This is a genomic window from Micromonospora sp. AMSO1212t (assembly GCF_008868145.1).
Taxonomy (GTDB): Bacteria; Actinomycetota; Actinomycetes; order Mycobacteriales; family Micromonosporaceae; genus Micromonospora; species Micromonospora tulbaghiae.
On record NZ_WBKS01000067.1, the window covers coordinates 1 to 24,392 of the forward strand.

The window sequence follows — 24,392 nt, forward strand, 5'->3', positions numbered from 1 at the left end:
GTCAGGTCAGGAGGGCGGCCAGGTGGGGGAGGACGCCGGAGGTGAGCAGGATGGTCGCGCCGATGGCGATGAAGATCGCCGGGACCAGCCAGTGGCCGGCGCGGCCGACCAGCGCCACCACCCGGGGCTGACCGCCGAGCGCGGCGGCGGCCGCGCACCAGACCGCCACCAGCACGGCGAACACCAGTAGCCAGATCAGGCCGGTGACCGGGTCGAGGGCGCGGAACACCGGCACGTAGACGGCGATGTTGTCCGCGCCGTTCGCGATCGTCACCCCGGCGACGCCGAGCAGGCTGCCGACCACCGCCGCCGGCTCGTCGTCGTCGCGCCGGGTCAGCAGCGCGCGTACGCCGAGCGCGATCGGCAGCAGCCCCAGCAGCCCGGGCCACGGGTCCGGCACCACGAGCAGCCCGGCGGCGGCCACCACCGCGACCGCGACGAGCGCGCCGATGCCCGCGTACTGACCGGCAACGATCTGCCAGGGCCGGGGCCGGCCGCTGTGCCGGGACGCCACGAACAGCACGGTGAGCACGACGACGTCGTCGAGGTTGGTGGCGGCGAACACCCCGGCCGCGGCGGCCGCGGCGGTGATCGGCTCGGTCACCCCGGCAGGGTACGGGCCGGGCGGTACGGATCAGCCGGTCGGAAGGATCACTCTATCGGGAAGCTGACATTGCGTAGCGTGTCGGTTGGCGAATAGTTGATATCTGGCGCATGATCGTCCGAGGCGGTCTAATAGGTGGGACCGTATCCGAACCGCACAGTCTGGGACGTGAGGAATCAGCATGGCAGCCACCGGCACAGCCACCAGCACTGAGAAGGGTCGCCGGATCGTCGGGGCCGAGCGCCAGACGCTCGCCAAAGACCTGGTAAAGCGGTACACCGGGGGTGAGAGCATCCGTGCTCTGGCGGCCTCGACGGGCCGTTCCTACGGGTTCATCCACCGTGTGCTCACCGAGTCCGGGGTGCAGCTGCGGCAGCGCGGCGGCGCCCGGCGCCGGAAGAAGGCGTGACCCGCCCCCCAGCGTCGTCCACCAGCGCGTTCCGGGGCGTCCGGTGACCGCCGAGACGACCGGAGTGCGCTTCGACTGCGACGGGCCGGTCGCGACGGTGACGTTGTGCCGGCCCGACGTGCTCAACGCGCAGACCCCGGCGATGTGGCGCGCGATGAGCGACTTCTCCCGCGACCTGCCCGGCGACGTCCGCGTCGTCGTCGTACGCGGAGAGGGGCGAGCCTTCTCCGCTGGCCTGGACCTGGCGGTCGCCGGTGCGACCGGGCCGGGCTCCTTCGCCGAGCTGGCCGCGATGCCGGAGGCGGAGTGCGCCGACCGGATCGCCGAGTACCAGGGCGGATTCACCTGGCTGCACCGGCCGGACGTGGTGTCGATCGCCGCCGTGCAGGGCCACGCCATCGGCGCCGGCTTCCAGCTCGCGCTGGCCTGCGACATGCGGGTGCTCGCCGCCGACGCCAAGCTCTCGATGGCCGAGGTGACCCTCGGTCTGGTTCCCGACCTGGCCGGCACGCGCCGCCTGGTCGAGCTGGTCGGCTACTCCCGGGCGCTGGAGATCTGCGCCACCGGCCGGCGGATGGACGCCACCGAGGCGGACCGGATCGGCCTGGCCACGCTCGTGGTGCCCAACGACGAGCTGGACGGCGCCGTGCGTGACCTCTCCGCCGGGCTGCTCGCGAACAACCGGGACGCGATCATCGAGATCAAGGCGCTGCTCGCGGGCGCGGCCGGCCGCTCGCACGCCGAGCAGCAGCGCGCCGAGCGGGAGGCGCAGACCCGGCGGATCCGGGACCTGGCCGGGCGGGGCGAATAGCCGGGACGGCGATTTCGTAAGGACCGTCCGGGAAGATCTGGGTTACTCGCGAGGTTGTCACAGGCGTCGGGAGAATGGATTCCGACGGTTCATGCTGCCCCGACGACCCGGAGGTGACGAGTGTCCCACCCCATGGCCGGCGGCGGCATGGGCGGCTGGAGCATGCTCCGGTCGCTGCGTAACCGCGACGAGGTCTCCGCCCACGAGCTCAAGCGCGGCACCGCCCGGCGGATCGTCGCGTTCGCCCGGCCCTACCGGCGCGACATCGTCGTCTTCCTGATCACCGTCATCGTCGCCGCGGTGATCGGCGTGGCCACGCCGCTGCTCGCCGGCGACGTCATCGACGCGATCGCCGAGGGCGGCGCCGACGCCCGCTCGACAGTGGTCCGGCTCGCCCTGATCATCGCCGCGCTCGCCGTGGCCGACGCGCTGTTCTCCCTGGTCCAGCGGTGGTATTCGGCCCGCATCGGCGAGGGCATCATCCTCGACCTGCGCACCCGGGTGTACGACCACGTCCAGCGGATGCCGTTGCAGTTCTTCACCCGCACCCAGACCGGCGCCCTGGTCAGCCGGCTCAACAACGACGTGCTCGGCGCCCAGCGGGCGTTCACCTCGACGCTGTCGGGCGTGGTCAGCAACGTCATCCAGCTCGTGCTCACCGCCGCGGCGATGCTCGTGCTGTCCTGGCAGATCACCGTGATGGCGCTGGTGCTGCTGCCGATCTTCATCATCCCGGCGCGCCGGGTCGGCCGGCGGCTGGCCGAGATCACCCGCGAGTCGTACAACCTCGACGCCAAGATGAACGCGACCATGACCGAGCGGTTCGGTGTGGCGGGCGCGCTCCTGGTCAAGTTGTTCGGCGCGCCGGAGGTGGAGGCCGACCGGTTCGCCCGCCGGGCCGAGCGCGTACGCGACATCGGCATCCAGTCCGCGATGTACTCGCGGACGTTCTTCGTCGCGATGCTGCTCGTCGCGTCGCTGGCCCAGGCGCTGACGTACGGCGTCGGCGGCTGGCTGGCGGTCACCGGGGCGGTCAGCGCCGGCACCGTCGTCAAGCTGGCGCTGCTGCTGACCCGTCTCTACGGTCCGCTGACCGCGCTGTCGAACGTCCGGGTCGACGTGATGAGCGCGCTCGTCTCCTTCGACCGGGTCTTCGAGGTGCTCGACCTGCGCCCGTCCATCACCGAGAAGCCCGACGCGATGCCGGTGCCGCGCGGCAACGGCCGGGTTGAGTTCCGCGACGTGCGCTTCCGTTACCCGAGCGCCGCCGAGGTGTCGCTCGCCTCCCTGGAGGAGGTCTCGACCCTCGACCGGACGGTCAACGAGCCGGTGCTCAGGGGCGTCTCGTTCGCCGTCGAGCCGGGGCAGATGGTGGCCCTGGTCGGCCCCTCCGGCGCGGGCAAGTCGACGCTGTCCATGCTGATCTCCCGGATCTACGACGTCAGCGACGGCCAGGTGCTGGTCGGTGGCGTCGACGTACGGGACGCGACGCTCGCCTCCCTCCGCGACGAGATCGGCGTCGTCACCCAGGACTCGCACCTGTTCCACGAGACCATCCGGGAGAACCTGCGCTACGCGAAGCCGGACGCCACCGACGACGAGATCTGGGCGGCGCTGGCCGGCGCGCAGGTCGCCGACCTGGTTCGGGCGCTGCCGGACGGGCTCGACACGACAGTCGGCGAGCGGGGCTACCGCTTCTCCGGCGGCGAGAAGCAGCGCATCGCCATCGCCCGGCTGCTGCTCAAGGCCCCGTCGATCGTGATCCTCGACGAGGCCACCGCGCACCTGGACTCGGAGAGCGAGGCGGCGGTGCAGCGGGCGTTGTCGGTGGCGTTGACCGGGCGTACCGCGCTGGTCATCGCGCACCGGCTCTCCACAGTGCGCGACGCCGACCAGATCCTCGTGCTCGACGAGGGCCGGATCGTGGAGCGGGGCCGGCACGACGAGCTGGTGGCCGTCGGCGGCCTGTACGCCGAGCTGTACCGCACCCAGTTCGCGGTCACCGACTCGGCCGCGCCCCACGCCGGGGCCGAGCAGCCCGAGCCGGTGGTGACCACAGTGCCGATGGGCACCTACGTCGCCCACGAGGCCATGCCCCCGGCAACGGCCAACTAGCCCAGCGGCGTGGCCACACCCCCGGCGCCGGACCGGTGGCACCGGACGACCGAAGCCCCAAGCCGCGACGACCGAAGCTCCAAGCCGCGACGACCGAAGCTCTGACCCGCGAGGACAGAAGCCCTAACCCGCGACGACCGCGGCGCGCAGCTCGGCGAACGCGGCGCCGAGCGTCTCCGGGGTGAAGTGGGCGTTCAGGCCGCTCGGGTTGGGCAGCACCCAGAGCCGGGCCGTCGCGAGCGTCTCCAGCTGCGGCCCGAAACCGGCCTTCGGCCGGGCGAACCCGATCCGGTACGCGGTCACCCCGACCACCGCCACCCAGCGCGGCCGGTAGCGCTCGACCTTCGCGGTGAGCGTGGCCGCTCCGTCGACGAGTTCGCCGGCGGTGAGCTCGTCGGCGCGGGCACTGGCCCGGGCGACCATGTTGGTGATGCCGAGGCCCAGCGCCGGAAGCGTGTCCTGTTCGCTGGGGTGCAGCAGGCGCGGCGTGAAGCCGCCCCGGTGCAGGGCGGGCCAGAACCGGTTGCCCGGGCGGGCGAAGTGCCAGCCGGTGGCCGCCGACCACAGGCCCGGGTTGATGCCGACGAACAGCACGTCCAGGCCGGGCGCGATCACGTCGGGCAGCAGCCGGTCGGCGGCCGCGGCGAGCTGCTCCCGGCTGGGCCGGGGGTGACGGCGGGCGGGCGTGCCCGGTCCGGGCGCGGCCTCGGGCCGCCCACCGGCCGGTCGCCGTCGATCGCTCACCGACCCGCCGTCTCGCGTGACCGGCCCGGCGTCTCGTGTGACCGGCCCGCCGCGGGCGTGGCCACCCGCACCCGGCTCACCGGAACCGTCGCCGCGGGAGAGCCGACCACCGCACCCACCGTCACAGCCCGCGCAGCGCGCCGCCGTCGACCGGGACGGTGATCCCGGTGACGTACCCGGCGGCGGGGGAGAGCAGGAACGTGGCCACCTTGCCGAACTCCGCCGGGTCGCCGATGCGCCCGAGCGGAATCGCCGCCTCGGCCTGCGCGCGGGCCCGCTCGGGGTCGCCGGAGCCGGCCAGCAGCTCCCGGTTGCGGTCGGTCATGATCCGTCCCGGCAGCAGACTGACCACGCGTACGCCGCGCGGGCCGAACTCGTCGGCCATGTCCTTGGCGACGCCGGCCAGGCCCGGCCGCAGCCCGTTGGAGATGCCGAGGCCGGGCAGCGGTCCGCGTACCGAGGTGGACAGCACCAGCCCGATCGCGCCGCCGTCGGTGAGCGCCCCGGCCACCGTGCGGGCGAGCCGGACACTGCCCAGGAAGACCGTCTCGAACGACTCGCGCCACTGCTCGTCGGTGACTGTGGCGGCGGTGCCGGGCGGGGGGCCGCCGACCGAGATCAGCGCGCCGTCGAGGCGGCCGAAGTGTTCCCGGGCGGCGGCGACGAGCCGCTCCGGCGTGGCGGGGTCGGTGAGGTCGGCGGTCAGCCCGATCGCCCGCAGCGGGTCACCGAGCGCCTCGACGGCGGCGGCCACCCGTTCCGGGGTACGCGCGGAGACGACCACCCGGGCGCCGTCGGCGACGAGTTGTTCGGCGGTGGCGAAGCCGAGGCCGCCGGAGGCGCCGGTGAGCACGTACACCCGGTCGGCGAGTCCGAGATCCATACACCGATCCTGCCGTACCGGCGGGTGCCTGTCAGCGCGGGGCGGGTCGCAGCAGGCGTACCCGGCCGGCGACCTGAACCGCGACGGCGCCGCCGGCCCGGGCGAGGGCCGGCAGCCGGCGTGGCCGGGGCGGGCGGCGGCCGTCGTAACGGCTCGCGGCCTCGCGCGCGGCCAGCTCCTCCGCGCCCAGCGGCGGCAGCGCGTCCCGGTCGCGCAGGTCGCGGGCCAGGTCCCAGCCGTCGCGCAGCGAACCGTTCGTGGGACGGCCGTCGGCCCACGTGGTGAACGTGGCCGGCCAGGCGGAGCCGAGCCCGGCGGCGAGCAGCGGCCAGTGCCGGGCCACGTCACCGGCCCGTTTGCGCAGCAGCGCCCGGCGGGCCGCCTCGACCGGGCCCGGGGTGAAGCCGGGCGGCAGCGGTCCACCGGCGACGAGCGCGGCGACCAGCTCGGCCTGCCGGGCCGCCAGGTCGCCGCTCACGTGACCACCGGGTGGCCGGACGCGGCGGCCAGCGCGTCGAGTTCGCCGCGCAGCTCGGCGGCGGGCGGGTAGTGCCCGTCGCGTTCCAGCAGCAGCGCGGGCGGCCGGCGCCGGGCGCACAGCTCGCGGACCAGGTCCAGCACGGCGGCGGGCACGGGGTCGGTGTGCGTGTCGTGGTAGAAGCCGCCGTGTTCGGCGCCGCCCGCGACGTGCACGTAGGCGATGCGCTCCAGCGGCAGCCGGTCCAGCAGCGCGGCCGGGTCGCCGCCCCGGTTGCGGGCGTTGGCGTGCACGTTCGCCACGTCGAGCAGTAGCAGCGCGTCGGTGGCGTCGAGGATCTCGGCGAGGAAGTCCGCCTCGTCCAGCTCGTCGTCGGGCCAGTCGAACAGTGCCGCGATCGGTTCCAGGGCCAGCGGCACCGGCAGCTCCGCCTGCGTCCGCCGTACGTTCGCCACCACCGTTGCGACCGCCTCGCGGCTGCGCGGCAGCGGCAGCAGGTGACCGGCCTCCAGACCGCCGGCCCGCACGAACGCGATGTGCTCGCTCACCAGCGGCGCGTCCAGGGCCGCGACCACCCCGGCCAGGTGCGCGACCCGGGCCGGGTCGACCGGCTCCGCGCCGCCGAGGGACAGCCGCACCCCGTGGGGTACGACGTCGACGCCGCGTTCGCGCAGCTCGGCGAGCCCGTCCGGGAGCGGCCCGGCCGGGGCGACCGCCTCCGCGACCACCTCGATGAAGCGCAGCCCTGGCAGCCCGGCGACGAACCCGGCGATCTCGGGGCGCCAGCCGATGCCGACGCCGGACGGGCCGCTCATCCGCCGCACCCGCCTCCGCCGCAGCCACCGCCTCCGCCGCACGAACTGCCGCCGCCGCAGGAGCTGCCGCCGCCGGCGGTCGCTCCGCCGCCGCAGGAGGTGCCGGAGCTGGCGCCGCCCGTGTTGCCCATCGCCTGCCGCTGGATCTCGGCCTGCTCCGCGAAGCCCGGATCCATGGTCCAGAGCGTGGCGGTGCCGAACAGCGCCACGCCCAGCGCCACCTCCGTCGGGCCGTACGTCGTGTACGCGGGCCCGGCCGCCGGCCGCAGCCACGTGTGCCGGCGGCGCATGTCGTCGAGCGCGGCGGTGGCCGCCCGGGTACGCCAGGGCACGCGGTTGAGCAGCACGAACGCGAGGCCGAGCGGGAACAGGCTGAGCAGCAGCCAGCCGGTGGGCCGGTCGTTGAGCAGCCCGGAGACCGCGCGCACGATGCCGATGACCAGCAGGGCTCCGACCAGCAGAGCGCCGCGCCGCAGCGTCCGGCGCCGCTCCTGGTCCAGGGCCAGGCCCCGCCGTACCAGGCCGTCGCGCAGCTCGTCGAGCGCCCGCCGGACCCACTCGTCGGCGGCCAGGTCCCGGGTACGCAGACCCCGGCTGGCCGCGTGGTGCACCGCCTGGTCGAGCGGGGTGGCCCCGGCCGGCAGCGGACCGCCCGTGGTGAGCCGCCGGTCCGGCCGTACCCCGACCGCGCCCGTGTGCCGCAACCCGCCGAGCGCCGCCCAGACGGCGAGCTGGTCACCGCCGTTGAGGTACGCGACCTGCTGCGGACCCAGGTCGCCGTACGCGGTCACGGGTGTGCCCGCCAGCATGCGCCGCCGGTACACGATCGCACCGACGACCAGGACGACGGCGAGCAGGAGGTACCAGCGCAGGAAGACGGGGCCGGGGATGCCCCAGGTGTCGGAGGGGGTCATCGTCTGCTCCTGTCGCGAGGAGGGGTCGCGGCTCATTGTGGAGCAGGCGCGCCAGAGTCGATCTCCTGGAGCGGTGTAGTTACCGGACCGAGACCGGCGGCGGTTCAGTGCCGGCGGACGGCCTCCTCGACCAGGTCGAGCACCCGGGCCAGGTCGCCGGCGGGCCGGCCCATCGCCAGGTGCAGCACCAGCCCGTCGTAGGCCAGCTCCAGGAACTGGGCCAGCACGTCGATCGGTACGTCGTCGCGGAGCACGCCGGCTTCGCGCTGGCGCAGCAGGCGCTCCCGGGTGGCCCCGGCGATGGCCTCGGAACGCTCCGCCCAGCGCTTGGCGAAGGCGGGGTCGGTGCGCAGCCGGCGGGACACCTCCAGCTGACTGCCGAGCCAGCCGGTGGTGTCCGGCGAGACGGCCCGGGCCAGCAGGTCGCGCATCACCTGCACGAGACCGTTGCGGGCCACCGTCTCCACCATGGCGGCGGCGTCGTCCTCGGCCACGGCGAGGAAGAGGGAGTCCTTGTCCCGGAAGTGGTGGAAGATCGCGCCACGGGACAGGCCGGTGGCCTCCTCCAGCCGCCGCACGGTGGCGCCCTCGTAGCCGTGCCGGGCGAAACACGCCCGCGCCGCCGCGAGGATCTCCTGCCGGCGCGCGTCGAGCTGGTCCTGACTTACTCTGGGCACGAACGGATCGTTGCAGGTGGAACCGGCCGATGCAAACCGTACGTACGGCTTGAGATGCGATCCCGGATGATCATCTGCCGCCGTCGGGTGGTTAGGATCGGCGCGTGACCGCCCTTCCCGCGCGCCCGCTCACCGTCGCCGCCGTCCAGGCCCAGCCCGCCCCTGGCGACGTCGCCGGCAACGCCGGTGCCGCGGCCCGCCTCGTCGCCCGGGCCGAGGGCGCCCGCGTCGTGGTGCTGCCCGAGCTGTTCCTGCCGGCGTACCACCCGCCGACGCTCGGCGCCGATCCGGACGCCACCGACGTGGCCGCCGACGCCGACGGCCGGGTGACCGACGCCCGGCTGGACCCGCTGCGCTCCGCCGCCGTCGACGCGGGCGCCGCCGTGGTGATCGGCGCCGCCGTCCGCCACCCCGACCGGCGTCGCACCATCTCCCTGCTCGTCGTGGATCCGGCCGGCACGGTCACCGCCGCCTACGACAAGCAGCAGCTCTGGAGCGGCGAGCGGGAGCTGTTCGACGCCGGACGCCGGGGCGCCACGCTCGTGGTCGACACGTGGCGGCTGGGACTGGGCGTCTGCTACGACGGCTGCTTCCCGGAGCACGCGCGGGCCGCCGCCGGCGACGGCGCGCACGGCTACCTCTGCCCGGGTGGCTACCTGGCCGGCTCGGCGCACCGCCGCGATCTCTACTACGCCGCCCGGGCGCTGGACAACACGATGTACGTGGTTTTCGCCAACTCGGTCGGCGGCACCGATCCCTGGCGCTTCAACGGCGCCGCGGCGGTGTACGACCCGGAGGGCCGGCCGCTGACCCGGGGCGCCGACACCGGCGAGGACGTGCTGGTGGCCACGCTGGACCCGGACGCGCTGGCCGCCACCCGCGCGGCGCAGACGATGCTGCTGGACCGTCCGCTCGACGCCGGGGCGGATCGCGCCGTCCTCGTCGCCTGATCGCCGTGGCGGGGCCCTCGGCCCTGTCGGTGCTCCGGCCCGTCCCGTAGGGTGCCCAGGTGCCGTTGCTCCTGCTCGATCTGGACAACACCCTGCTGGACCGCGACGGGCCGTTCCGCGCCTGGGGAGAACGTTTCCTGGACGGCATCGGCGCGCCGCCGGCCGACCTCGACTGGTTGGTGTCCGTGGACGCGGACGGGCTGACCAACAGGTGGGACGTGGCGGATGCGATCCGCGACCGGTACGCGCTGCGCATCCCCTCGATCGACCTGGTCGACGAGCTGCACGACGGGGTGATGTCCCACATGCGGCTCGACCCGCTGGTGGCCTGCGCGCTGCGGATCGCGGCCGACGCCGGCTGGGTGCCGGTGGTGGTCACCAACGGCGCGTCCCGTCAACAGGACGCCAAGATCCGCAAAACCGGCCTCGACCGCTACGTCGCCGACTGGGTGATCTCCGAGGAGGCGGGCGTCAGCAAGCCCAACCCGAGGATCTTCGCGCTCGCCGCCCAGCGGGCCCGGATGCCGCTGCGCGGCGCGTGGGTGGTCGGCGACAGCCCGGAGGCGGACATCGGCGGCGCGACAGCGGTGGGCCTGCCCAGCGTCTGGCTGCACCGGGGACGCCGCTGGTCCGACCCGCGGTTCGCGCCCACCCGCATCGAGGACGGGCTGATCGCGGCCGTCGCGGCCGTACTGGCCGGCTGACCGCGCGCGACGGCGGCGCAGCGACAAGGCGGCCCGGGCGGCGGCGCGGAAAATCCGTTGACCTGCCCCGGGCGGGGTACGAGCATGGTGCCGCGCGAGTGCGCAGCCGGGGTGTGCCCGGTCGAGGAGAGGAGGTCGGTCATGGCCGTCTTCGCAGGGTCGTTCCACCTGCCTCCACCAGCCTCGATCGAAGGACAGATCCACCCGTGCGCGATCACGACTTCCCGGCGCCGCAGCGCCGTGGCCGCGGCAAGAGCCGCTTCGACGACGACGAACCCGACTTCCTGAAGCGGGGGCGGCACACCCCGCCGACCCGCACCGACCCGGACGCCGAGCCCGAGGCGGAGGACGCCTGGTCCTCCTGGGACCAGGCCGTCCACGGCCCCGAGCCGCACCCGGACTGGCTGGTCACCGAACTGGCCGCCCGGGACACCGAGCTCGGGGTGCTCAAGACCGGCAAGGAGGCGGACGTCCACCTGGTCCGCCGCGCCGTGCCGGGCACCGACCGCGGTTGCCTGCTCGCGGTGAAGCGCTACCGCGACGCCCAGCACCGGCTCTTCCACCGCGACGCCGGTTACCTGGAGGGCCGCCGGGTACGCCGGTCCCGGGAGATGCGGGCGATGACCGGCCGCACCGCGTTCGGCCGGCAGATGATCGCCGGGCAGTGGGCGGCGGCCGAGTTCGCCGCGTTGTCCCAGCTCTGGGAGATCGGGGCCGCCTCCGGGCGGATCGCGGTGCCCTATCCGGTGCAGCTGCTCGGCACCGAGTTGATGCTGGAGTTCGTCGGCGACGCCGAGGCGGGGGAGGCCGCGCCGCGGCTGGCCCAGGTCCGGCCCGACGACGACGAGCTGCGCGACCTGTGGGACCAGCTCGTGGAGGCGCTCACAGTGCTCGCCCGGGCCGGGTACGCACACGGCGACCTGTCCCCGTACAACCTCCTGGTGCACGCGGGCCGGCTGGTGATGATCGACCTGCCGCAGGTGGTCGACGTGGTGGCGAACCCGCAGGGGGCCGACTTCCTGGCCCGCGACGTGCGGGTGGTGGCCGCCTGGTTCACCGCCCGCGGGATGCCCGCGACGGTGACCGACCCGGCGGCGCTGACCGAGGCGCTGCTGCGGGAGGCGGGCATCCGCTGACCGACTGGCGTCCCGGGCGGGAGATCGCCCGGGACGCCGGTCCGGTCCGGATCACTGGAGGTAGCGCTCGACCTCCGGCACCGGACGCTCGCCCTGGGCGTCCGGGTCGCCGTGCGCCTGGCGGGCGGCCCGGCGGCGGCGCAGCAGGTCCCAGCACTGGTCCAGGGACTCCTCCAGCGCGCGCAGCCGCTCCCGCGCCTCGTCGTCGGTGCCGGCCTCGTGCTGCTGCGCGTCGGAGCGCAGCCGGTGCTCCTCGTCGACGAGTTCCGAGATCCGGCTGAGGATGGTCTTGTCGTCCATGCCCGAAGCTTGGCACAGCGGACGGGTCCGCGCCCGCGTTCTGCCGCCGTCCGCGGATAGGTGAGCGTCGCTCGCGCTCCGCAACGGCCACTGTGTACGTCAGTGACGCATATCCCACGGGCTCCAATCTCGACAAAGGGATTGTTGTTACGTGAAATATCCTCCGAGCTGCCTTTTGATCTGCGGCTCAGGATGGCATGCTCGCGGGCAACGTCACGGGTCGATACGGAGTCGCGACCCTGAGTCAACCGAGGGAGCGTTCAGGTGCCCGAACCAGCGGACACACCGAGGCCCACCGGCCGACCCCGAACCGTACCGCTGCGGCAGATCCTGCCGGCGGCGCTCCGCGACCCCGCCCGGGCACTCATCGACATCGGTAACCGTACCGAAGGCGAACTGGTCCGGCTCAACCTCGGCTCGTTCCGGCCGTACCTGGTCACCCACCCCAGGCACGTGCAGCACGTCCTGCGTGACCGGGCGGACAACTACGAACGGGCCGGTGACGGGCTGTTCTGGCGCCCGGTCAAGCGGCTGTTCGGCGAGGGGATCCTCGGCGAGGGGCAGATCTGGTCGGCCAGCCGGCGGATGCTCCAGCCGATGTTCACCGCCAAGCGGGTCGACGCGCTCGTCGACGGCATGGCCGACGCGATCCGCGACGCCGTCGGGGAACTGGACGAGCCGGCCCGCGCCGGGCAGCCGGTCGACATCGGCGTGGAGCAGGCGCGCATCGTCAGCCGGGCGATCATGAAGGTGCTCTTCGCCGACCGGATCTCGGTGCCGGACGCGATGCGCGTGATCGAGGCGCAGGACCGGATCGCCACCGCCGTCATCCCCCGGATCATCGTGCCGTTCGCGCCGCTGTCCCTGCCGATGCCCGGCGACCGCACGTTCGCCCGCGCCGTACGCATCGTCGACGACGTGCTGGTGCCGGTGGTCCGCGAGACGCGGGAGTCCGCCGACCAGGGCGACGACGTCATCTCGACGCTCTGGCAGGCCCGCACCGACGACGGGCGGCAACTCGACGAGCGGCAGGTCCGCAACGACACGGTGGCGATGTTCGCCGCCACCACGGAAACCACCATCAACGTGCTGACCTGGGCGTGGCCGCATCTGGACCAGCACCCCGAGGTGGCCGAGCGGCTCTACGCCGAGATCGACGAGGTGGTCGGCGGCGAGCCGGTACGCCGCGAGCACCTGAGCCGGCTCACCTACACCCGGATGGTGCTGGACGAGCTGCTGCGGCTCTACCCGATCGGGTGGATCATCCCGCGCCGCGCGGTTGCCGGGGACGTCATCGACGGCGTGCCGATCGAGCCCGGCGCCACGATGGCGGTCAGCCCGCTGATCACCCAGCGGATGCGGCAGTTCTGGGACCGCCCGGACGAGTTCGACCCGGAGAGGTTCCGCCCCGAGCGGGTCCGCGCCCGGCACCGGTACGCCCACTTCCCGTTCGGCGGCGGGCCGCACCAGTGCCTCGGCATGTACCTGTTCTACCTGGAGGCCCAGCTCATCCTCGCCACCATGCTCAGCCGCTACCGGTTCCGGCTGCACCGCCCCGGCGTACCCGGGTTGCGGCTGGCTGCGGCGCTGCGGCCGCGCGAGCGGGTCGAGCTGACGCTTGTCGCCGCCGCCGGGCGGGCGGAGCGGGCATGACCGACGGGCCGACACCCGATCCGCTTGCCGTCGCTGCGGAGCAGGGCCGGGTCTGCGCGCTCGCCGCACAGGGCCAGCGCGGCCTGCGCAGGGCCGCCGCTGCGCACCCCGAGTTGTTCCCCGGCGACCCGTTCGACGCGACGCTGTTCAGCAGCATCGCGCAGGCGATGGCGTTCAGCGCCCCCTGGCACAGTGCCGCCGAGCTGGCCGTGACCAACCGCGCGGTGCTCTGGGGCTTCGCGGTGGACTGGCTGGTCGACCACCAGGCGACCAGCCGGGCCGAGGTCGACCGCATCACCGGCGTCTGCCTGGACGTGCTCGACGGCAGCGAGTCCGGCGACCCGCTGGGCCGGTTCCTCGCCGAGCTGCGCGACGACGTCGCCGCCGCGCCCGCCTACCCGGTACTGCGCGGCCACTGGCGCGACACGATGGCACGCATGCTCGGCGCGATGGCCCGCGAGTGGGACTGGCGGCGTACCGGCCGCCCCACGCTCGCCGACTACCTCGCAAACGCCGACAACCTCGCCGCGACAGTGGTGAACGTGGCGCACTGGATCCACACCGGATCGGTGTCCGACGCGGCCACGCTGGCACGGCTCGTCGAGGTCAGCGACGAGGTCCAGCGGGCCCTGCGCCTGGTCAACGACCTCGGCACCCACCGCCGCGACGCCGAGTCCGGCGACCTCAACGCGCTGCTGCTGGTGAACGACCCGGCCGAGGTCGAACGGCGTTTCGTCGAGCAGGTCGACCACTGCCGCGTCCTGCTGGCGAAGCTGGCCGGCGAGGTGCCCCGGGAGGCCGACTTCCTGTCCCGGCAGCTCGGCTTCACCACCGGCTTCTACCGGAACACCGACTTCTGGGGCGTGCGGTGACGCTCACCGCCCGACCGGTGCCCGCCACCCGGTCCGGTACCGCGCACGACCTGATCACCGCGCTCGGTGGCGAACCGGAGGGACAGACGTCGCCGTCGGTCTACGAGACCGGGCGGCTGGTCGCGCTCGCGCCCTGGCTCGACGGCCACGACCGGCGCGTGGCCTGGCTGCTTGACCGGCAGCGTCCGGACGGCGGCTGGGGTGGCCCCGCCGGGTACGCCCTGGTGCCGACGCTGAGCGCGGTCGAGGCGCTGTTGACCGTGCTGCACCGCGACGGACCGGCCGCCGCGCCCGCAGCCGCCGCGCGCCGGGGACTGGCGTACCTGGCCGGCGCGCTGCGTGCCGGCGCCCCGCCGGACCTGCCGGCCACCGACCTGATCGTGCCGGCGCTGCTGACGGCGGTGGACCGGCACCTCGACGGGCCGTCCGGTCCGCCACCCGGCCTGGCCGAGTGGGTCGGCCGGCCCCGCCTGCCGCTGCCGGCCGGTCTCGACCCGGCCCGGCTGACCCGGGTACGCGGACTGCTCGCCACCGGAGGACCCGTACCGGAGAAGCTGACGCACGCGCTGGAGGTGGCGGGCCAGCTGGCGTACCGCGCGCCCGGGGTGCGTCCCTCGGCCAGCGGCGCGGTCGGCGCCTCACCCGCCGCGACCGCCGCCTGGCTGGGCGGGCCGGAGCCCGGACCCGCGCTCGACTACCTGAACGCTGTCGCCCGGCCCGGTCCGGTGCCCTGCGCGAGCCCGATCACCGTCTTCGAACGCGCCTGGGTGCTCGGCATCCTGGTCCGGGCCGGCGTGCCGGTCGGCGCGCCCGAGCCGGTGCTGACCGAGCTGCGCGCCGCGGCCGGACCGTCCGGCGCGGCCACCGCGCCCGGCCTGCCCGCCGACGCCGACACCACAGCGGTCACGCTCTACGCGCTGGCCCGGCTGGGCCGCGCGCCGGGCGTCGCGCCGCTGGCCGGGTTCGACACCGGAGCGCACTTCTGCACCTGGCCGGGGGAGGACGGGGCGTCGCTGACCACGAACGCGCACGTGCTCGACGCGCTCGGCGAGCAACCGAGCGCGCCCGGCGTCACCGGCGCCCGGCGCCGGGTCACCGAGTGGCTGCTGGACCGGCAGGAGCCGGACGGGCGGTGGGAGGACCGCTGGCACGCCTCGCCGTACTACGCCACCTACGCGGTGCTGCTGGCGCTGGCCGACCACGCCCCGGACGGCGCGGCGCGCGCCGCGGTCGAGCGGGGAGTGGCCTGGTTGCTGGACACGCAGCGCCCGGACGGCTCCTGGGGACGGTGGGACGGCACCGCCGAGGAGACCGCGTACGCGGTGCTCGCCCTGGCCGACGCGGGCCGGCCCGGCGACGCCCGGATCACGTCGGCGCTGGCGCGGGGCCGCCGTCGACTGTCCGAGCTGGACGGATGCGACGCCGAACCGGCACTATGGCACGACAAGGACCTCTACCGCCCGACGCGGATCGTGCGGGCCGCGGTGCTGGCGGCCTCCGGCCGCGCCCGGGCGACCCGGACCAGGGTCGCACCTACCATGATCAGGATCGCTTGAATGAGGTTCACGACGGCTGCTAGCGTGCGCCGGAGTCGATCGGATTTCGGACCGACCGAAGACCGGGCCAGGACGGTGTGATGGGTTCCCGCAGTACGAATCTCCGTACGAAGATCATCGCGCTGCTGGCGTCGCTGACCGCGCTCTGGGCGTTCGCCGCGTGGGTGACCGTACGGGACGGATTCAACCTGCTCGGCGTGCAGACGCTCAACGCGCGCGTCTTCGAACCGAGCGACCCGCTGCTGCAGGAGCTGCAGGCCGAGCGCCGGCTGTCGCTGCGCTACCTCGGCGAGTCCGACCCGGGCCGGCTGCAGGAACTGGAGGCCCAGCGGGCGCGTACCGACGAGACCGCCGGCGCGCTGTGGCGCTCGGTGCGGGACTGGCGCACCGAGATCCCGGCCAGCGAGGAACTGATGAGCCGGCTCGACGAGCTGAAGATCGAGCTGGACCAGCTCGGCCAGGTACGCGCCGACGTCAGCCGTAAGACCATCGACCGGACCACCACGCTGATCGCGTACGACGAGGCGGTCGACGGGATCTTCGCGGTCTTCGACGCCCTCGGCGGCCTCGACGACGACGAGATCGCCCAGGACACCGCCGCGCTCATCGACCTCAACCGGTCCCGGGAGCTGCTGTCCCAACAGGACGCGCTGCTCACCGGCGCGATCGCGGCCAACCGGATCACCGTCGGCGAGCAGACCGCTTTCGCCCGCCTGGTCGGCGCGCAGTGGTTCCTCGCCGACCGCACCGCCCGGGAACTCGCCCCGAGCGACCGCGCCCGCTTCGACCGGATGGTCCAGGGCGACGCGTTCCAGCAGCTCCGCACGCTCCAGGACCAGGTGCTCGCGGCCAAGGGCGCCGAGGTGCGCCCGCCGGTGACCACCGCGGCGTGGCAGGCCGCCGCCGAGAAGGCGATGGCCGACCTGCGCGAGGTGATCCTCGCCGGTGGTGAGGACATCGTGTCCCGGGCCATGCCGGTCGCGATCGGCGTCATCGTGCGGCTGGTGCTCGCCGCCGGTCTCGGCCTGATCGCCGTCATCGCCTCCGTGGTCGTCTCGATCACCACGACACGTGCGCTCGTCCGCCAGCTCGAACGGCTGCGCGAGGCCGCCTTCAAGCTGGCGCACGAACGCCTGCCGAGCGTGGTGGAACGGCTGGGCCGCGGCGAGGAGGTGGACGTCGCCCGCGAGGCGCCACCGTTGCAGTTCGGCGACGACGAGATCGGCCAGGTGGGCAAGGCGTTCAACGTCGTCCAGGAGACCGCCGTCCGTACCGCCGTCGAGCAGGCCGAACTGCGCCGAAGCGTACGCGACGTGTTCCTCAGCCTGGCCCGGCGCACCCAGGCGCTCGTGCACCGGCAGCTCACGCTGCTGGACGCGATGGAACGGCGGGAACACGACGCCGAGGAGCTGGAGGACCTGTTCCGGGTCGACCACCTGGCCACCCGGATGCGGCGCAACGCGGAGAACCTGATCGTGCTCTCCGGCTCGACGCCGGGCCGGGCCTGGCGGCGCAACGTTCCCATGGTCGACGTGGTCCGCGGCGCGGTCGCCGAGGTCGAGGACTACACCCGGGTCACCGTGCGCCCGCTCGGCGAGGTGTCGCTCACCGGCCGCGCCGTGGGTGACGTGATCCACCTGCTGGCCGAGCTGATCGAGAACGGACTCTCCTTCTCGCCGCCGCAGACCATAGTGGAGGTCCGCGGTCAGCTCGTGGCCAACGGCTTCGCCATCGAGATCGAGGACCGCGGCCTCGGCATGAGCGCCGACGAGCTGGCCGCCGCCAACGCGCGCATCGTCGACCGGTCCGAGCTGAACCTGGCCGACGCCGCCCGGCTCGGCCTGTTCGTGGTCAGCCGGCTCACCGAGCGGCACGGCGTCAAGGTGCAGCTCAAGGAGTCCGCGTACGGCGGGACGACGGCGGTGGTGCTGATCCCGCGGGAACTGATCACCGCCGACGGCGCCGACGCGTCCGACGCCCTGCCCGCCCCCGGGACGGCCCTGCCGGCGGCGCCCGCACCGGATCCGGCGCGGAGCACGCCGGACGGCGACGGCGACGGGCCGGCGACCCCGTCCGGCCCGGACGGCGGCGCCGAACCGGACCAGCCGGCCGAGTCCGCCCCGCCGGAGCCGGTGACGCGGGCGCCCCGGCTGACCCCCTCCGGGCTGCCCGCGCGTACCCGCAAGCGGCAGCCCGCGGTGGCGGGGCCCACCACGGAGCTGACAGTGGTGGAGCGTCGGCCTGCCGCCACGACGGAAGAAGCAGAGGCGTCGCCGGCGACGGAGCCGGAGACGGTCACCGACGCGGGGCTGCCGGTCCGGGTACGCCAGGCCAGCCTCGTGCCGGAGCTGCGGCACGACCAGACCGGGGCGGACGACGACGCCGCCGACGACGACACGGCGCGTGCACCGGAGCAGGTGCGCCGGATGATGAGCGCCTACCAGAGCGGTACGCGACGCGGCCGTACCGATGCCGCGCGCCTGCTCGGCGGAGCGCAGGGGTCCGGCGGCGGGCCGGCCGACGCGGACGAGCAGGTTACCTGACCGGGACGTCGACGCGACGGAAACCGGATGTTGACGGCACACCAGCCGGGAAGATGAGGACGACGAGTGGCGCAGAAGACGGCTTCGAGCGCGGATCTGACGTGGCTGCTGGATGACCTGGTCGGCCGGGTCAAGCAGGCGGAGCACGCCGTGGCGCTCTCCACCGACGGACTGTTGATGGCCTCGTCCCGCGGATTGAGCCGGGACGACGGCGAGCACCTGGCGGCCATGGCGGCGGGCATCCAGAGCCTGGCCCGCGGCGCGGGCAAGCGGTTCGGTGGCGGACACGTACAGCAGACCATCATCGAGATGCAGTCCTCCTTCCTGTTCGTCACCGCGGCCGGGCGTAACGCCTGCCTGGCGGTGCTGGCCTCGGAGGACGCGGACGTCGGCCTGATCGCGTACGAGATGGCCATGCTCGTCACCCGGGTCGGCCGGTTCGTCGCGTCACCGACCCGGGAACAGCCCCTCGGCGAGAACACGGCACGATGACCGGCCGGGGGGACTCCGCGGAGCAGGAGTGGGTGGACGACCACGCCGGCCCGGTGGTGCGCCCGTACGCGGTGACCGGAGGCCGGGCACGCCCGGTCACCGGTACGTTCGACCTGATCTCGCTGGTCACCTCGACCCGCACGGATGTCGGGTCGGAGTCCGGGCTCGGCCCGGAGCACGTGGCGATCGTCGGCCTCTGCCAGCGGATCCTCTCCGTGGCCGAGATCGCCGCCCATCTCGACCTGCCGGTGGGCACGGTCCGGGTACTCCTCGGAGACCTGGCCGCCCGCAGCCTGGTACAGGTACGCGAGCCGCGCGCGACCACCGCCGGCCTTCCCGACGAGCACGTTTTCGAGGCGGTAATCAATGGACTACGGGCGCTCTGAGCGGCCGGCGGGCGCCGCACCGCTGCCCACCGCGATCAAGATCCTGATCGCGGGCGGGTTCGGCGTCGGCAAGACCACGATGGTCGGCGCGGTCAGCGAGACCCGGCCGCTGCGCACCGAGGAGGTGCTGACCGAGACCGGGATCGGCATCGACGACCTGTCCGGCATCGAGGAGAAGTCGACCACCACGGTGGCGATGGACTTCGGCCGCATCACCATCAGCGACGACCTGGTGCTCTACCTGTTCGGCACGCCCGGGCAGGACCGGTTCTGGTTCGTCTGGGACGAGCTGGCGCTGGGCGCGCTCGGTGCGGTGGTGCTCGCGGACACCCGCCGGCTCGCCGACTGCTTCCCGTCGATCGACTACTTCGAGGGACGCGGCACGCCCTTCGTGGTGGCGGTGAACTGCTTCGAGGGTGCCAAGCAGTTCCGCCTCGACGAGGTGCAGGCCGCGCTCGACCTTGACCCGGACGTACCCGTGGTGCTGTGCGACGCGCGCGAGCGGGAGTCGGCCAAGGAGGTGCTGATCACGCTGCTGGAGCACGCCATGAAGCTGCGGGAGGCGCGCCGCCGCGCCGCCGAGGACTGATCCGCGGCGCCGTCGGCGGGGCGGCGCGAGCCGGCCGACCATGGCAGTCTGGGCGCCATGACCGAGGTGAGCGTGCGGGCGATGTCGGCGGAGGAGTTCGATCGCTGGCAGGACGAACTCGCCGCCGGCTACGCGCAGGAGCACGTGGCCGCCGGCAACTGGACTCCGGAGGAGGCGCTCGACCGGGCCCGGCAGGAAAGTGCCGCCTTCCTGCCGCAGGGCATGGCGACGCCCGGCATGCTCTTCCTGCTCGGCGTGCTGGCCGACGGCTCGCCGGTGGGGCGCCTGTGGATCGGCCTCACCCATCCGCGTGGGCTCGCCGGCTGCGCGTTCCTCTACGACATCGAGGTGGCCGCCGGGCACCGGGGCCGGGGCCTGGGGCGGGCGCTGCTCGCGGCGGGGGAGCGGGCGGCCCGGGAGCACGGCGCCCAGGCGCTCGAGCTGAACGTCTTCGGCGCCAACGAGACGGCGCGCAAGCTGTACGAGACGTCCGGCTACCGGGTGGTCACCCAGCAGATGCGCAAGGACCTGTCGTAGGGCGGTCCCTACAGGCGGGTGGCGGTCCGGATCAGGGCGGCGAGGGGCCGGGACCGGCTGTGCGGCGGCCACGCGATGACAGTGGTCACCGCCGGAGCGTCCGGCACCGGCACGGCGGCCAGGTCGGCGAGCAGCAGCGTCCGCACCGACTCCGGCAGCACCACCGCGGTACGGCCGAGCGCGATGAGCTGGAACAACTGGGCGTGGTCGCGGACCTCGGGGCCCAGGCCCTCCGGATACGACCCGTCGGCCCGGGGCCAGCGCGGCATCGGCAGGCCGGACAGCGTCTCCACCTCGGCCATCAGCAGGTGCGGCCGCCGGGCCAGCGGATGGCCGGCCGGCAGGACCGCCACCTGCTGCTCGGTGACCAGTTCCTCGGTGTCCAGCCCGGTGGTCGAGTCGAACGGCAGGTGCAGCAGCGCCACGTCGGCCCGCCCGTCGCGCAGCAGCCGTTCCTGTTCGCCGATGCCGCACAACAGCACCTCGACGGGGACCGCGTCCGGCTCGGCCGCGTACGCGTCGAGCAGTTTCGGCAGCAGCTCGCTCGACGCGCCCGCCTTCGTCGCCAGCACCAGCCCGGGGCCGCCGTTCACGGCCTGACCGGCGCGGCGGGTACGGCGGTCGGCGGCATCCACGGCGTCCAGGGCGGCCCGGCCCTCCCGTAGCAGCACCGACCCGGCCGCGGTGAGCGCGACGCTGCGGCTGTCCCGTTCCAGCAGGGTCACGCCGAGACGCCGTTCGAGTTGCCGGATCGCGCGCGACAGCGGCGGCTGGGCGATGCCCAGACGGCGCGCGGCGCGACCGAAGTGCAGTTCCTCGGCGACCGCGACGAAGTAGCGAAGCTCCCGCGTCTCCATCCCGCCACCGTACCGCCGGATCGATACCCGTCGGGTATCGCCCGCTACCGAGCTGGTGTTGGAGGCCCGCGCGCCGCGCGGACAGGATCGAGAGCATGAGCGAACGGACGATCGCGCTGGTGACGGGCGCGAACAAGGGAATCGGGTACGAGATCGCGGCGGGCCTGGGCGCGCTGGGCTGGCGGGTGGGCGTCGGCGCCCGGGACGAGCAACGGCTCGCGGAAGCGGTCGCGAAGCTGCGCGCGGGTGGCGTGGACGCGTTCGGCGTACCGCTGGACGTGACCGACGACGCGAGCGTGACCGCCGCCGCCCGGCTGGTGGAGACGGAGGCCGGCGGCCTCGACGTGCTCGTCAACAACGCGGGCGTGACCGGTGGCATGCCCCAGCACCCGGGTGACGTCGACCTCGCGACCATCCGGACCGCGGTCGAGGTGAACGTGATCGGGGTGGTCCGGGTGACCGAGGCGATGCTGCCGTTGCTGCGCCGCTCAGCCTCGCCGCGGATCGTCAACATGTCCAGTGGCGTCGGCTCGCTGACCCGGCAGAGCGCGTCAACCGGCGAGGACCAGACCGGCCCGCTGTCGGTGGCGTACTCGCCGTCGAAGACCATGCTCAACGCGGTGACGATCCAGTACGCGCGGGCGCTCGCAGGCACGAACATCCTGATCAACGCCGGCTGCCCCGGCTTCACCGCGACCGACCTGAACGGCTTCCGGGGCGTGCGAACCCCGCAGCAGGGCGCGGCGATCGGAATCCGGCTGGCGACGCTGCCGGACGACGGGCCGACCGGCGGCTACTTCGAGGACGCCGGCGTGATCCCGTGGTGAGCGCCGCTCGTCAGCACCACATGACCGGGTTGCCGGTCGCCACCGACGCCGCGCACAGCCGGCGCAGCGGCTCCACCATGTAGGCGAAGTCCTCGCCCGACCGGCTCCGGGTCCGTACCGCGAGCCGTTCGGGCGGCGGCTCGCCGTGCTCGCCCACCGGCCGCATCGTCACCACCGTCCGCGTCCCGCCGACGGTGAGCTCCACCCGGTCACCGGGCAGCGGCCGCTGGCCGAACCGGACGGCCCGGAACAGAGTGGCGGGCGGGTCGGCGCGGTCGAGGACGAAGAAGCCGTTCGGATCGACCCCGGCCTGGAAGTCCGGGCCGAACATGAACACCCCGTGGTAGCTCTCGACGTACTGCATCAGCACCCGGCCGGTCGCCTCGTCGATCAGTTCGACCTCGTCGCTGATCCGGTCGGTGCGCACGAACGCGTCCAGCTCGGCGAGCGCCACCGCCGCCCGGTCGGCCGGCAGCGAGCCGCCGTTGAGGTTCGGCAGCGCGGTGGCGAGCGTCGGGAAGCGCTCCGGGCCGGCGGCGCGTAGCGCCTGCTGGAACAGCCGCACACCGGCCCAGTTGGACACGTGCTCGCTCGCCTGCTCCATGGCCTTGTGCGGGCACGCCTCCGCCTGCCAGGCGTCGAACATGCGGTGCGCGGCCTTGTTGCCCTCCCACGGCCGCAACAGCGCGAGACAGCCCTCCTCGTCGATGCCGACCGGTTCGACCGGGCAGGGCGTGGTGAGGCCGTCCTGCCAGCACCGGCAGTACACGAACGCGTCGAGTCCCACGCCGGCACGCTACCGGCGCCCGGCCGTCGGCGCGCACCCGTTTCCGGCGGCTCGTTGCCGGCGGCTCAGGTGATGGCGAGCAGCACGCCGTCCCCGTGCTCGGCCGCGGCGCGGTAGAAGTCGCGCAGCGCGGTGAAGTTCGGCAGCAGGTAGTTGTCGAACTCGTCGTCGCCGTCGTCCCAGATGTGCGGGTAGATCTCGGCCTCCGACATGGCCGCCGGGTCGAAGCGGGCCCGCAGCGTCGTCTCGTCCACCGCGTCGAGCCCGGTGGCCACGGCGCGCACGGCGTCGGGCATGAGCAGCCGGGCCGGGCCCATGCCGAGGTCCGGCCCGATCGGGTCGCCCCCGATGATCGCCGGGCCGGCGTCGCCCCGGACCTCGTACGTGGTGCCGTTCAGCAGGTAGTGCAGCCCGTGCCACGCCTTGTCGAGGTCGAGCTCGTCCGGGCCACCCTGGAACAGGGTGCCGACCTTCTCCGGGTCGGTGAGGACCGCCGCCAGATCCTCGGCGGACAGCCGGCGTGCGTTGAAGATCATGCCCATGGGGTTGCCTCTCGGGGGTGCCTGGCGGAATCGGCGGCAGCGTAGCGTGCGCGTGCGACAGGCATGGCACCATCGGCGCATGGCCACTGACACCCGGCACCTCGCTGTCCACATCGACCGGCCGGTGTCGGAGGTCTACGCCTTCGCCGCCGATCCGGGGAACCTGTCCCGCTGGGCGCCGGGCCTCGGCGGCTCGGTGGCCCGGGTCGACGGCCAGTGGTTCGTGGACACACCCGAAGGGCGGGCGCGGCTGACCTTCGCCCCGGCCAACGAGTACGGCGTGCTCGACCACGAGGTGCTGACGCCGTCGGGCGAGACGGTGTACGTGCCGCTGCGCGCGATCGCCGACGGCGACGCCACCGAGGTGGTGTTCAGCCTGCGGCGGATGCCGGGCATGAGCGACGCGGACTTCGACCGGGACACCGTGCTCGTGGAGGCGGATCTGGCCCGGCTCAAGGCCGTGTTGGAGAGCGCCGCCGGTTGACCGATACCCGTGCTCAGTCCGGCGTCCCCGTCTGTGCTGCCGCCCGGACAACGGCGTCGAGGCCCTCCTCGAACAGCAGGTCGTCGTCCCATCGGGTGTCGTCGAGATGGCCGGAGGCGCTGAGGGTCGGGTAGGTGTCGGCGCTCGCGGCGATGTGGTCGCGGGCTGCGGCTCTCGCGCCCGGGTCCGCGGTCCGGCGCCACGTGGCCTCCGTGAGCGAGGCCCCGATGACGTAGTTGGCCAGCATTCTCGTGGCGACCGCGAGGTGCAGACCGCGGCAGCCGCCCCGCACGAGCGCCGACTGCAGGAACTCGGTACGGGCCAGGACGTTGGGCCCGAGCATCGGACGACCGATGAGCCCGGGTGCCCAGGGATGGCGCAGCATCGCGTCGCGCCATGCCCGGACGAGGACGCGGATGTCCTCCATCCAGTCGTCGCCGGCGTCCGGAATCGGCACGTCGCCGAAGATGCGGTCGACGGCCAGATCCAGGACGTCGTCCTTCGTCTTCACGTGCCAGTAGAGCGCGGTGGCTGTCACGTCGAGCCGCTGGGCGAGGAGGCGCATCGTCAGGCCCTCGACGCCGTGCTCGTCCAGCGCTGTCACCGCGAGTTCCACGATGCGTCCGAGGGTCAGTGGCGGCTTGCGCCGCGCCCGCGGCGGCTCTGCCCGCAGCCACACCGGTGTCGTCGCCGCACCGGGCTCGGTCGTGGTCATGGAGCCACTCTA

28 protein-coding genes are annotated in these 24,392 nt (G+C 73.9%); 16 read left to right on the top strand and 12 right to left on the bottom strand.

Features of this window, described 5'->3' with window-relative positions; translation table 11 throughout:
* Nucleotide 1: 1 nt before the first annotated feature.
* The gene (locus F8279_RS17735; protein ID WP_151500527.1) at nt 2–604 is read right to left on the bottom strand and encodes a cadmium resistance transporter; all 603 of its coding nucleotides are present in this window, start codon (nt 602–604) and stop codon (nt 2–4) included.
* Nucleotides 605–785: 181 nt separating this feature from the next.
* On the opposite strand from F8279_RS17735, the gene F8279_RS17740 reads away from it, so the two are divergent.
* The 3 genes from F8279_RS17740 (at nt 786) to F8279_RS17750 (ending at nt 3,939) form a co-directional block, all read left to right on the top strand.
* Nucleotides 786–1,013: a helix-turn-helix domain-containing protein gene (locus F8279_RS17740; RefSeq protein ID WP_007072022.1), complete on the top strand. Its 228-nt coding sequence runs from the start codon at nt 786–788 to the stop codon at nt 1,011–1,013.
* A gap of 43 nt (nt 1,014–1,056) precedes the next feature.
* Nucleotides 1,057–1,824: an enoyl-CoA hydratase/isomerase family protein gene (locus F8279_RS17745; RefSeq protein ID WP_091420376.1), complete on the top strand. Its 768-nt coding sequence runs from the start codon at nt 1,057–1,059 to the stop codon at nt 1,822–1,824.
* Between the two features lie 132 nt (nt 1,825–1,956).
* Nucleotides 1,957–3,939, top strand: coding sequence for an ABC transporter ATP-binding protein (locus F8279_RS17750; RefSeq protein ID WP_151500539.1), 1,983 nt, complete (start codon nt 1,957–1,959; stop codon nt 3,937–3,939).
* Nucleotides 3,940–4,062: 123 nt separating this feature from the next.
* Here F8279_RS17750 and mug read toward each other — a convergent pair whose 3' ends face one another.
* From mug to F8279_RS17780, 6 genes are all read right to left on the bottom strand, one after another.
* Entirely contained in the window at nt 4,063–4,683 is a 621-nt protein-coding gene (gene mug / locus F8279_RS17755; RefSeq protein ID WP_151500528.1) for a G/U mismatch-specific DNA glycosylase, read from the bottom strand.
* Nucleotides 4,684–4,804: 121 nt separating this feature from the next.
* Nucleotides 4,805–5,566 (bottom strand): SDR family oxidoreductase, encoded by a 762-nt coding sequence (locus F8279_RS17760; RefSeq protein WP_091420369.1) that lies wholly within the window; start codon nt 5,564–5,566, stop codon nt 4,805–4,807.
* A gap of 31 nt (nt 5,567–5,597) precedes the next feature.
* Nucleotides 5,598–6,044: a hypothetical protein gene (locus F8279_RS17765; protein WP_091420366.1), complete on the bottom strand. Its 447-nt coding sequence runs from the start codon at nt 6,042–6,044 to the stop codon at nt 5,598–5,600.
* Nucleotides 6,041–6,859 (bottom strand): DUF692 domain-containing protein, encoded by an 819-nt coding sequence (locus F8279_RS17770; protein WP_151500529.1) that lies wholly within the window; start codon nt 6,857–6,859, stop codon nt 6,041–6,043. Before F8279_RS17770 ends, F8279_RS17765 begins: the two co-directional genes overlap by 4 nt.
* Nucleotides 6,856–7,773, bottom strand: a complete 918-nt coding sequence (locus F8279_RS17775; RefSeq protein ID WP_151500530.1) for a TIGR04222 domain-containing membrane protein — start codon at nt 7,771–7,773, stop codon at nt 6,856–6,858. Before F8279_RS17775 ends, F8279_RS17770 begins: the two co-directional genes overlap by 4 nt.
* A 104-nt stretch (nt 7,774–7,877) precedes the next feature.
* Nucleotides 7,878–8,450 carry a TetR/AcrR family transcriptional regulator gene (locus F8279_RS17780; protein WP_013287426.1) on the bottom strand — a complete coding sequence of 191 codons (573 nt, stop codon included), beginning with the start codon at nt 8,448–8,450 and terminating at the stop codon, nt 7,878–7,880.
* A 104-nt stretch (nt 8,451–8,554) separates the two neighbouring features.
* On the opposite strand from F8279_RS17780, the gene F8279_RS17785 reads away from it, so the two are divergent.
* From F8279_RS17785 to F8279_RS17795, 3 genes are all read left to right on the top strand, one after another.
* Entirely contained in the window at nt 8,555–9,400 is an 846-nt protein-coding gene (locus tag F8279_RS17785; protein WP_151500531.1) for a carbon-nitrogen hydrolase family protein, read from the top strand.
* Nucleotides 9,401–9,459: 59 nt separating this feature from the next.
* Complete coding sequence (locus tag F8279_RS17790) at nt 9,460–10,104, top strand: HAD family hydrolase (RefSeq protein ID WP_151500532.1); 645 nt, start codon at nt 9,460–9,462, stop codon at nt 10,102–10,104.
* A gap of 206 nt (nt 10,105–10,310) precedes the next feature.
* On the top strand, nt 10,311–11,240 hold the full coding sequence (locus tag F8279_RS17795; RefSeq protein WP_151500533.1) for a serine protein kinase RIO: 930 nt from the start codon (nt 10,311–10,313) through the stop codon (nt 11,238–11,240).
* 51 nt (nt 11,241–11,291) lie between these two features.
* Here F8279_RS17795 and F8279_RS17800 read toward each other — a convergent pair whose 3' ends face one another.
* Nucleotides 11,292–11,540 carry a DUF2630 family protein gene (locus F8279_RS17800; protein ID WP_091573435.1) on the bottom strand — a complete coding sequence of 83 codons (249 nt, stop codon included), beginning with the start codon at nt 11,538–11,540 and terminating at the stop codon, nt 11,292–11,294.
* Between the two features lie 264 nt (nt 11,541–11,804).
* Between F8279_RS17800 and F8279_RS17805 the strand changes: the two genes are divergently transcribed.
* From F8279_RS17805 to F8279_RS17840, 8 genes are all read left to right on the top strand, one after another.
* Nucleotides 11,805–13,193, top strand: a complete 1,389-nt coding sequence (locus F8279_RS17805; protein WP_151500534.1) for a cytochrome P450 — start codon at nt 11,805–11,807, stop codon at nt 13,191–13,193.
* Nucleotides 13,190–14,065, top strand: coding sequence for a terpene synthase family protein (locus tag F8279_RS17810; protein ID WP_091420347.1), 876 nt, complete (start codon nt 13,190–13,192; stop codon nt 14,063–14,065). Before F8279_RS17805 ends, F8279_RS17810 begins: the two co-directional genes overlap by 4 nt.
* On the top strand, nt 14,062–15,621 hold the full coding sequence (locus tag F8279_RS17815) for a prenyltransferase/squalene oxidase repeat-containing protein (protein WP_151500535.1): 1,560 nt from the start codon (nt 14,062–14,064) through the stop codon (nt 15,619–15,621). The genes F8279_RS17810 and F8279_RS17815 overlap by 4 nt, the downstream gene beginning before the upstream one ends.
* A gap of 80 nt (nt 15,622–15,701) precedes the next feature.
* The gene (locus F8279_RS17820) at nt 15,702–18,164 is read left to right on the top strand and encodes a nitrate- and nitrite sensing domain-containing protein (protein WP_151500536.1); all 2,463 of its coding nucleotides are present in this window, start codon (nt 15,702–15,704) and stop codon (nt 18,162–18,164) included.
* Nucleotides 18,165–18,230: 66 nt separating this feature from the next.
* The gene (locus F8279_RS17825; protein WP_091420341.1) at nt 18,231–18,656 is read left to right on the top strand and encodes a roadblock/LC7 domain-containing protein; all 426 of its coding nucleotides are present in this window, start codon (nt 18,231–18,233) and stop codon (nt 18,654–18,656) included.
* A complete protein-coding gene (locus F8279_RS17830) occupies nt 18,653–19,042 on the top strand; it encodes a DUF742 domain-containing protein (protein WP_013287416.1) in 390 nt (129 codons plus the stop codon). The genes F8279_RS17825 and F8279_RS17830 overlap by 4 nt, the downstream gene beginning before the upstream one ends.
* The gene (locus F8279_RS17835) at nt 19,023–19,631 is read left to right on the top strand and encodes an ATP/GTP-binding protein (protein WP_091420339.1); all 609 of its coding nucleotides are present in this window, start codon (nt 19,023–19,025) and stop codon (nt 19,629–19,631) included. The genes F8279_RS17830 and F8279_RS17835 overlap by 20 nt, the downstream gene beginning before the upstream one ends.
* Before the next feature lie 57 nt (nt 19,632–19,688).
* On the top strand, nt 19,689–20,168 hold the full coding sequence (locus F8279_RS17840) for a GNAT family N-acetyltransferase (protein WP_151500537.1): 480 nt from the start codon (nt 19,689–19,691) through the stop codon (nt 20,166–20,168).
* 8 nt (nt 20,169–20,176) lie between these two features.
* On the opposite strand, the gene F8279_RS17845 is transcribed toward F8279_RS17840, so the two are convergent.
* Nucleotides 20,177–21,025 (bottom strand): LysR family transcriptional regulator, encoded by an 849-nt coding sequence (locus F8279_RS17845; RefSeq protein ID WP_091420334.1) that lies wholly within the window; start codon nt 21,023–21,025, stop codon nt 20,177–20,179.
* A 95-nt stretch (nt 21,026–21,120) separates the two neighbouring features.
* On the opposite strand from F8279_RS17845, the gene F8279_RS17850 reads away from it, so the two are divergent.
* Entirely contained in the window at nt 21,121–21,852 is a 732-nt protein-coding gene (locus F8279_RS17850) for an SDR family oxidoreductase (RefSeq protein ID WP_091420331.1), read from the top strand.
* A 10-nt stretch (nt 21,853–21,862) separates the two neighbouring features.
* Here the strand turns inward: F8279_RS17850 and F8279_RS17855 are convergent, their stop codons facing one another.
* Nucleotides 21,863–22,639 (bottom strand): hypothetical protein, encoded by a 777-nt coding sequence (locus F8279_RS17855; RefSeq protein ID WP_091420329.1) that lies wholly within the window; start codon nt 22,637–22,639, stop codon nt 21,863–21,865.
* Nucleotides 22,640–22,704: 65 nt separating this feature from the next.
* Complete coding sequence (locus F8279_RS17860) at nt 22,705–23,175, bottom strand: YfbM family protein (protein ID WP_225853318.1); 471 nt, start codon at nt 23,173–23,175, stop codon at nt 22,705–22,707.
* An 85-nt stretch (nt 23,176–23,260) separates the two neighbouring features.
* Here F8279_RS17860 and F8279_RS17865 point away from each other — a divergent pair, with 85 nt between their 5' ends.
* Nucleotides 23,261–23,665: an SRPBCC family protein gene (locus F8279_RS17865; RefSeq protein ID WP_091420324.1), complete on the top strand. Its 405-nt coding sequence runs from the start codon at nt 23,261–23,263 to the stop codon at nt 23,663–23,665.
* A 13-nt stretch (nt 23,666–23,678) separates the two neighbouring features.
* Here F8279_RS17865 and F8279_RS17870 read toward each other — a convergent pair whose 3' ends face one another.
* Nucleotides 23,679–24,380: a TetR/AcrR family transcriptional regulator gene (locus tag F8279_RS17870; RefSeq protein ID WP_091420322.1), complete on the bottom strand. Its 702-nt coding sequence runs from the start codon at nt 24,378–24,380 to the stop codon at nt 23,679–23,681.
* Between the last annotated feature and the right edge of the window lie 12 nt (nt 24,381–24,392).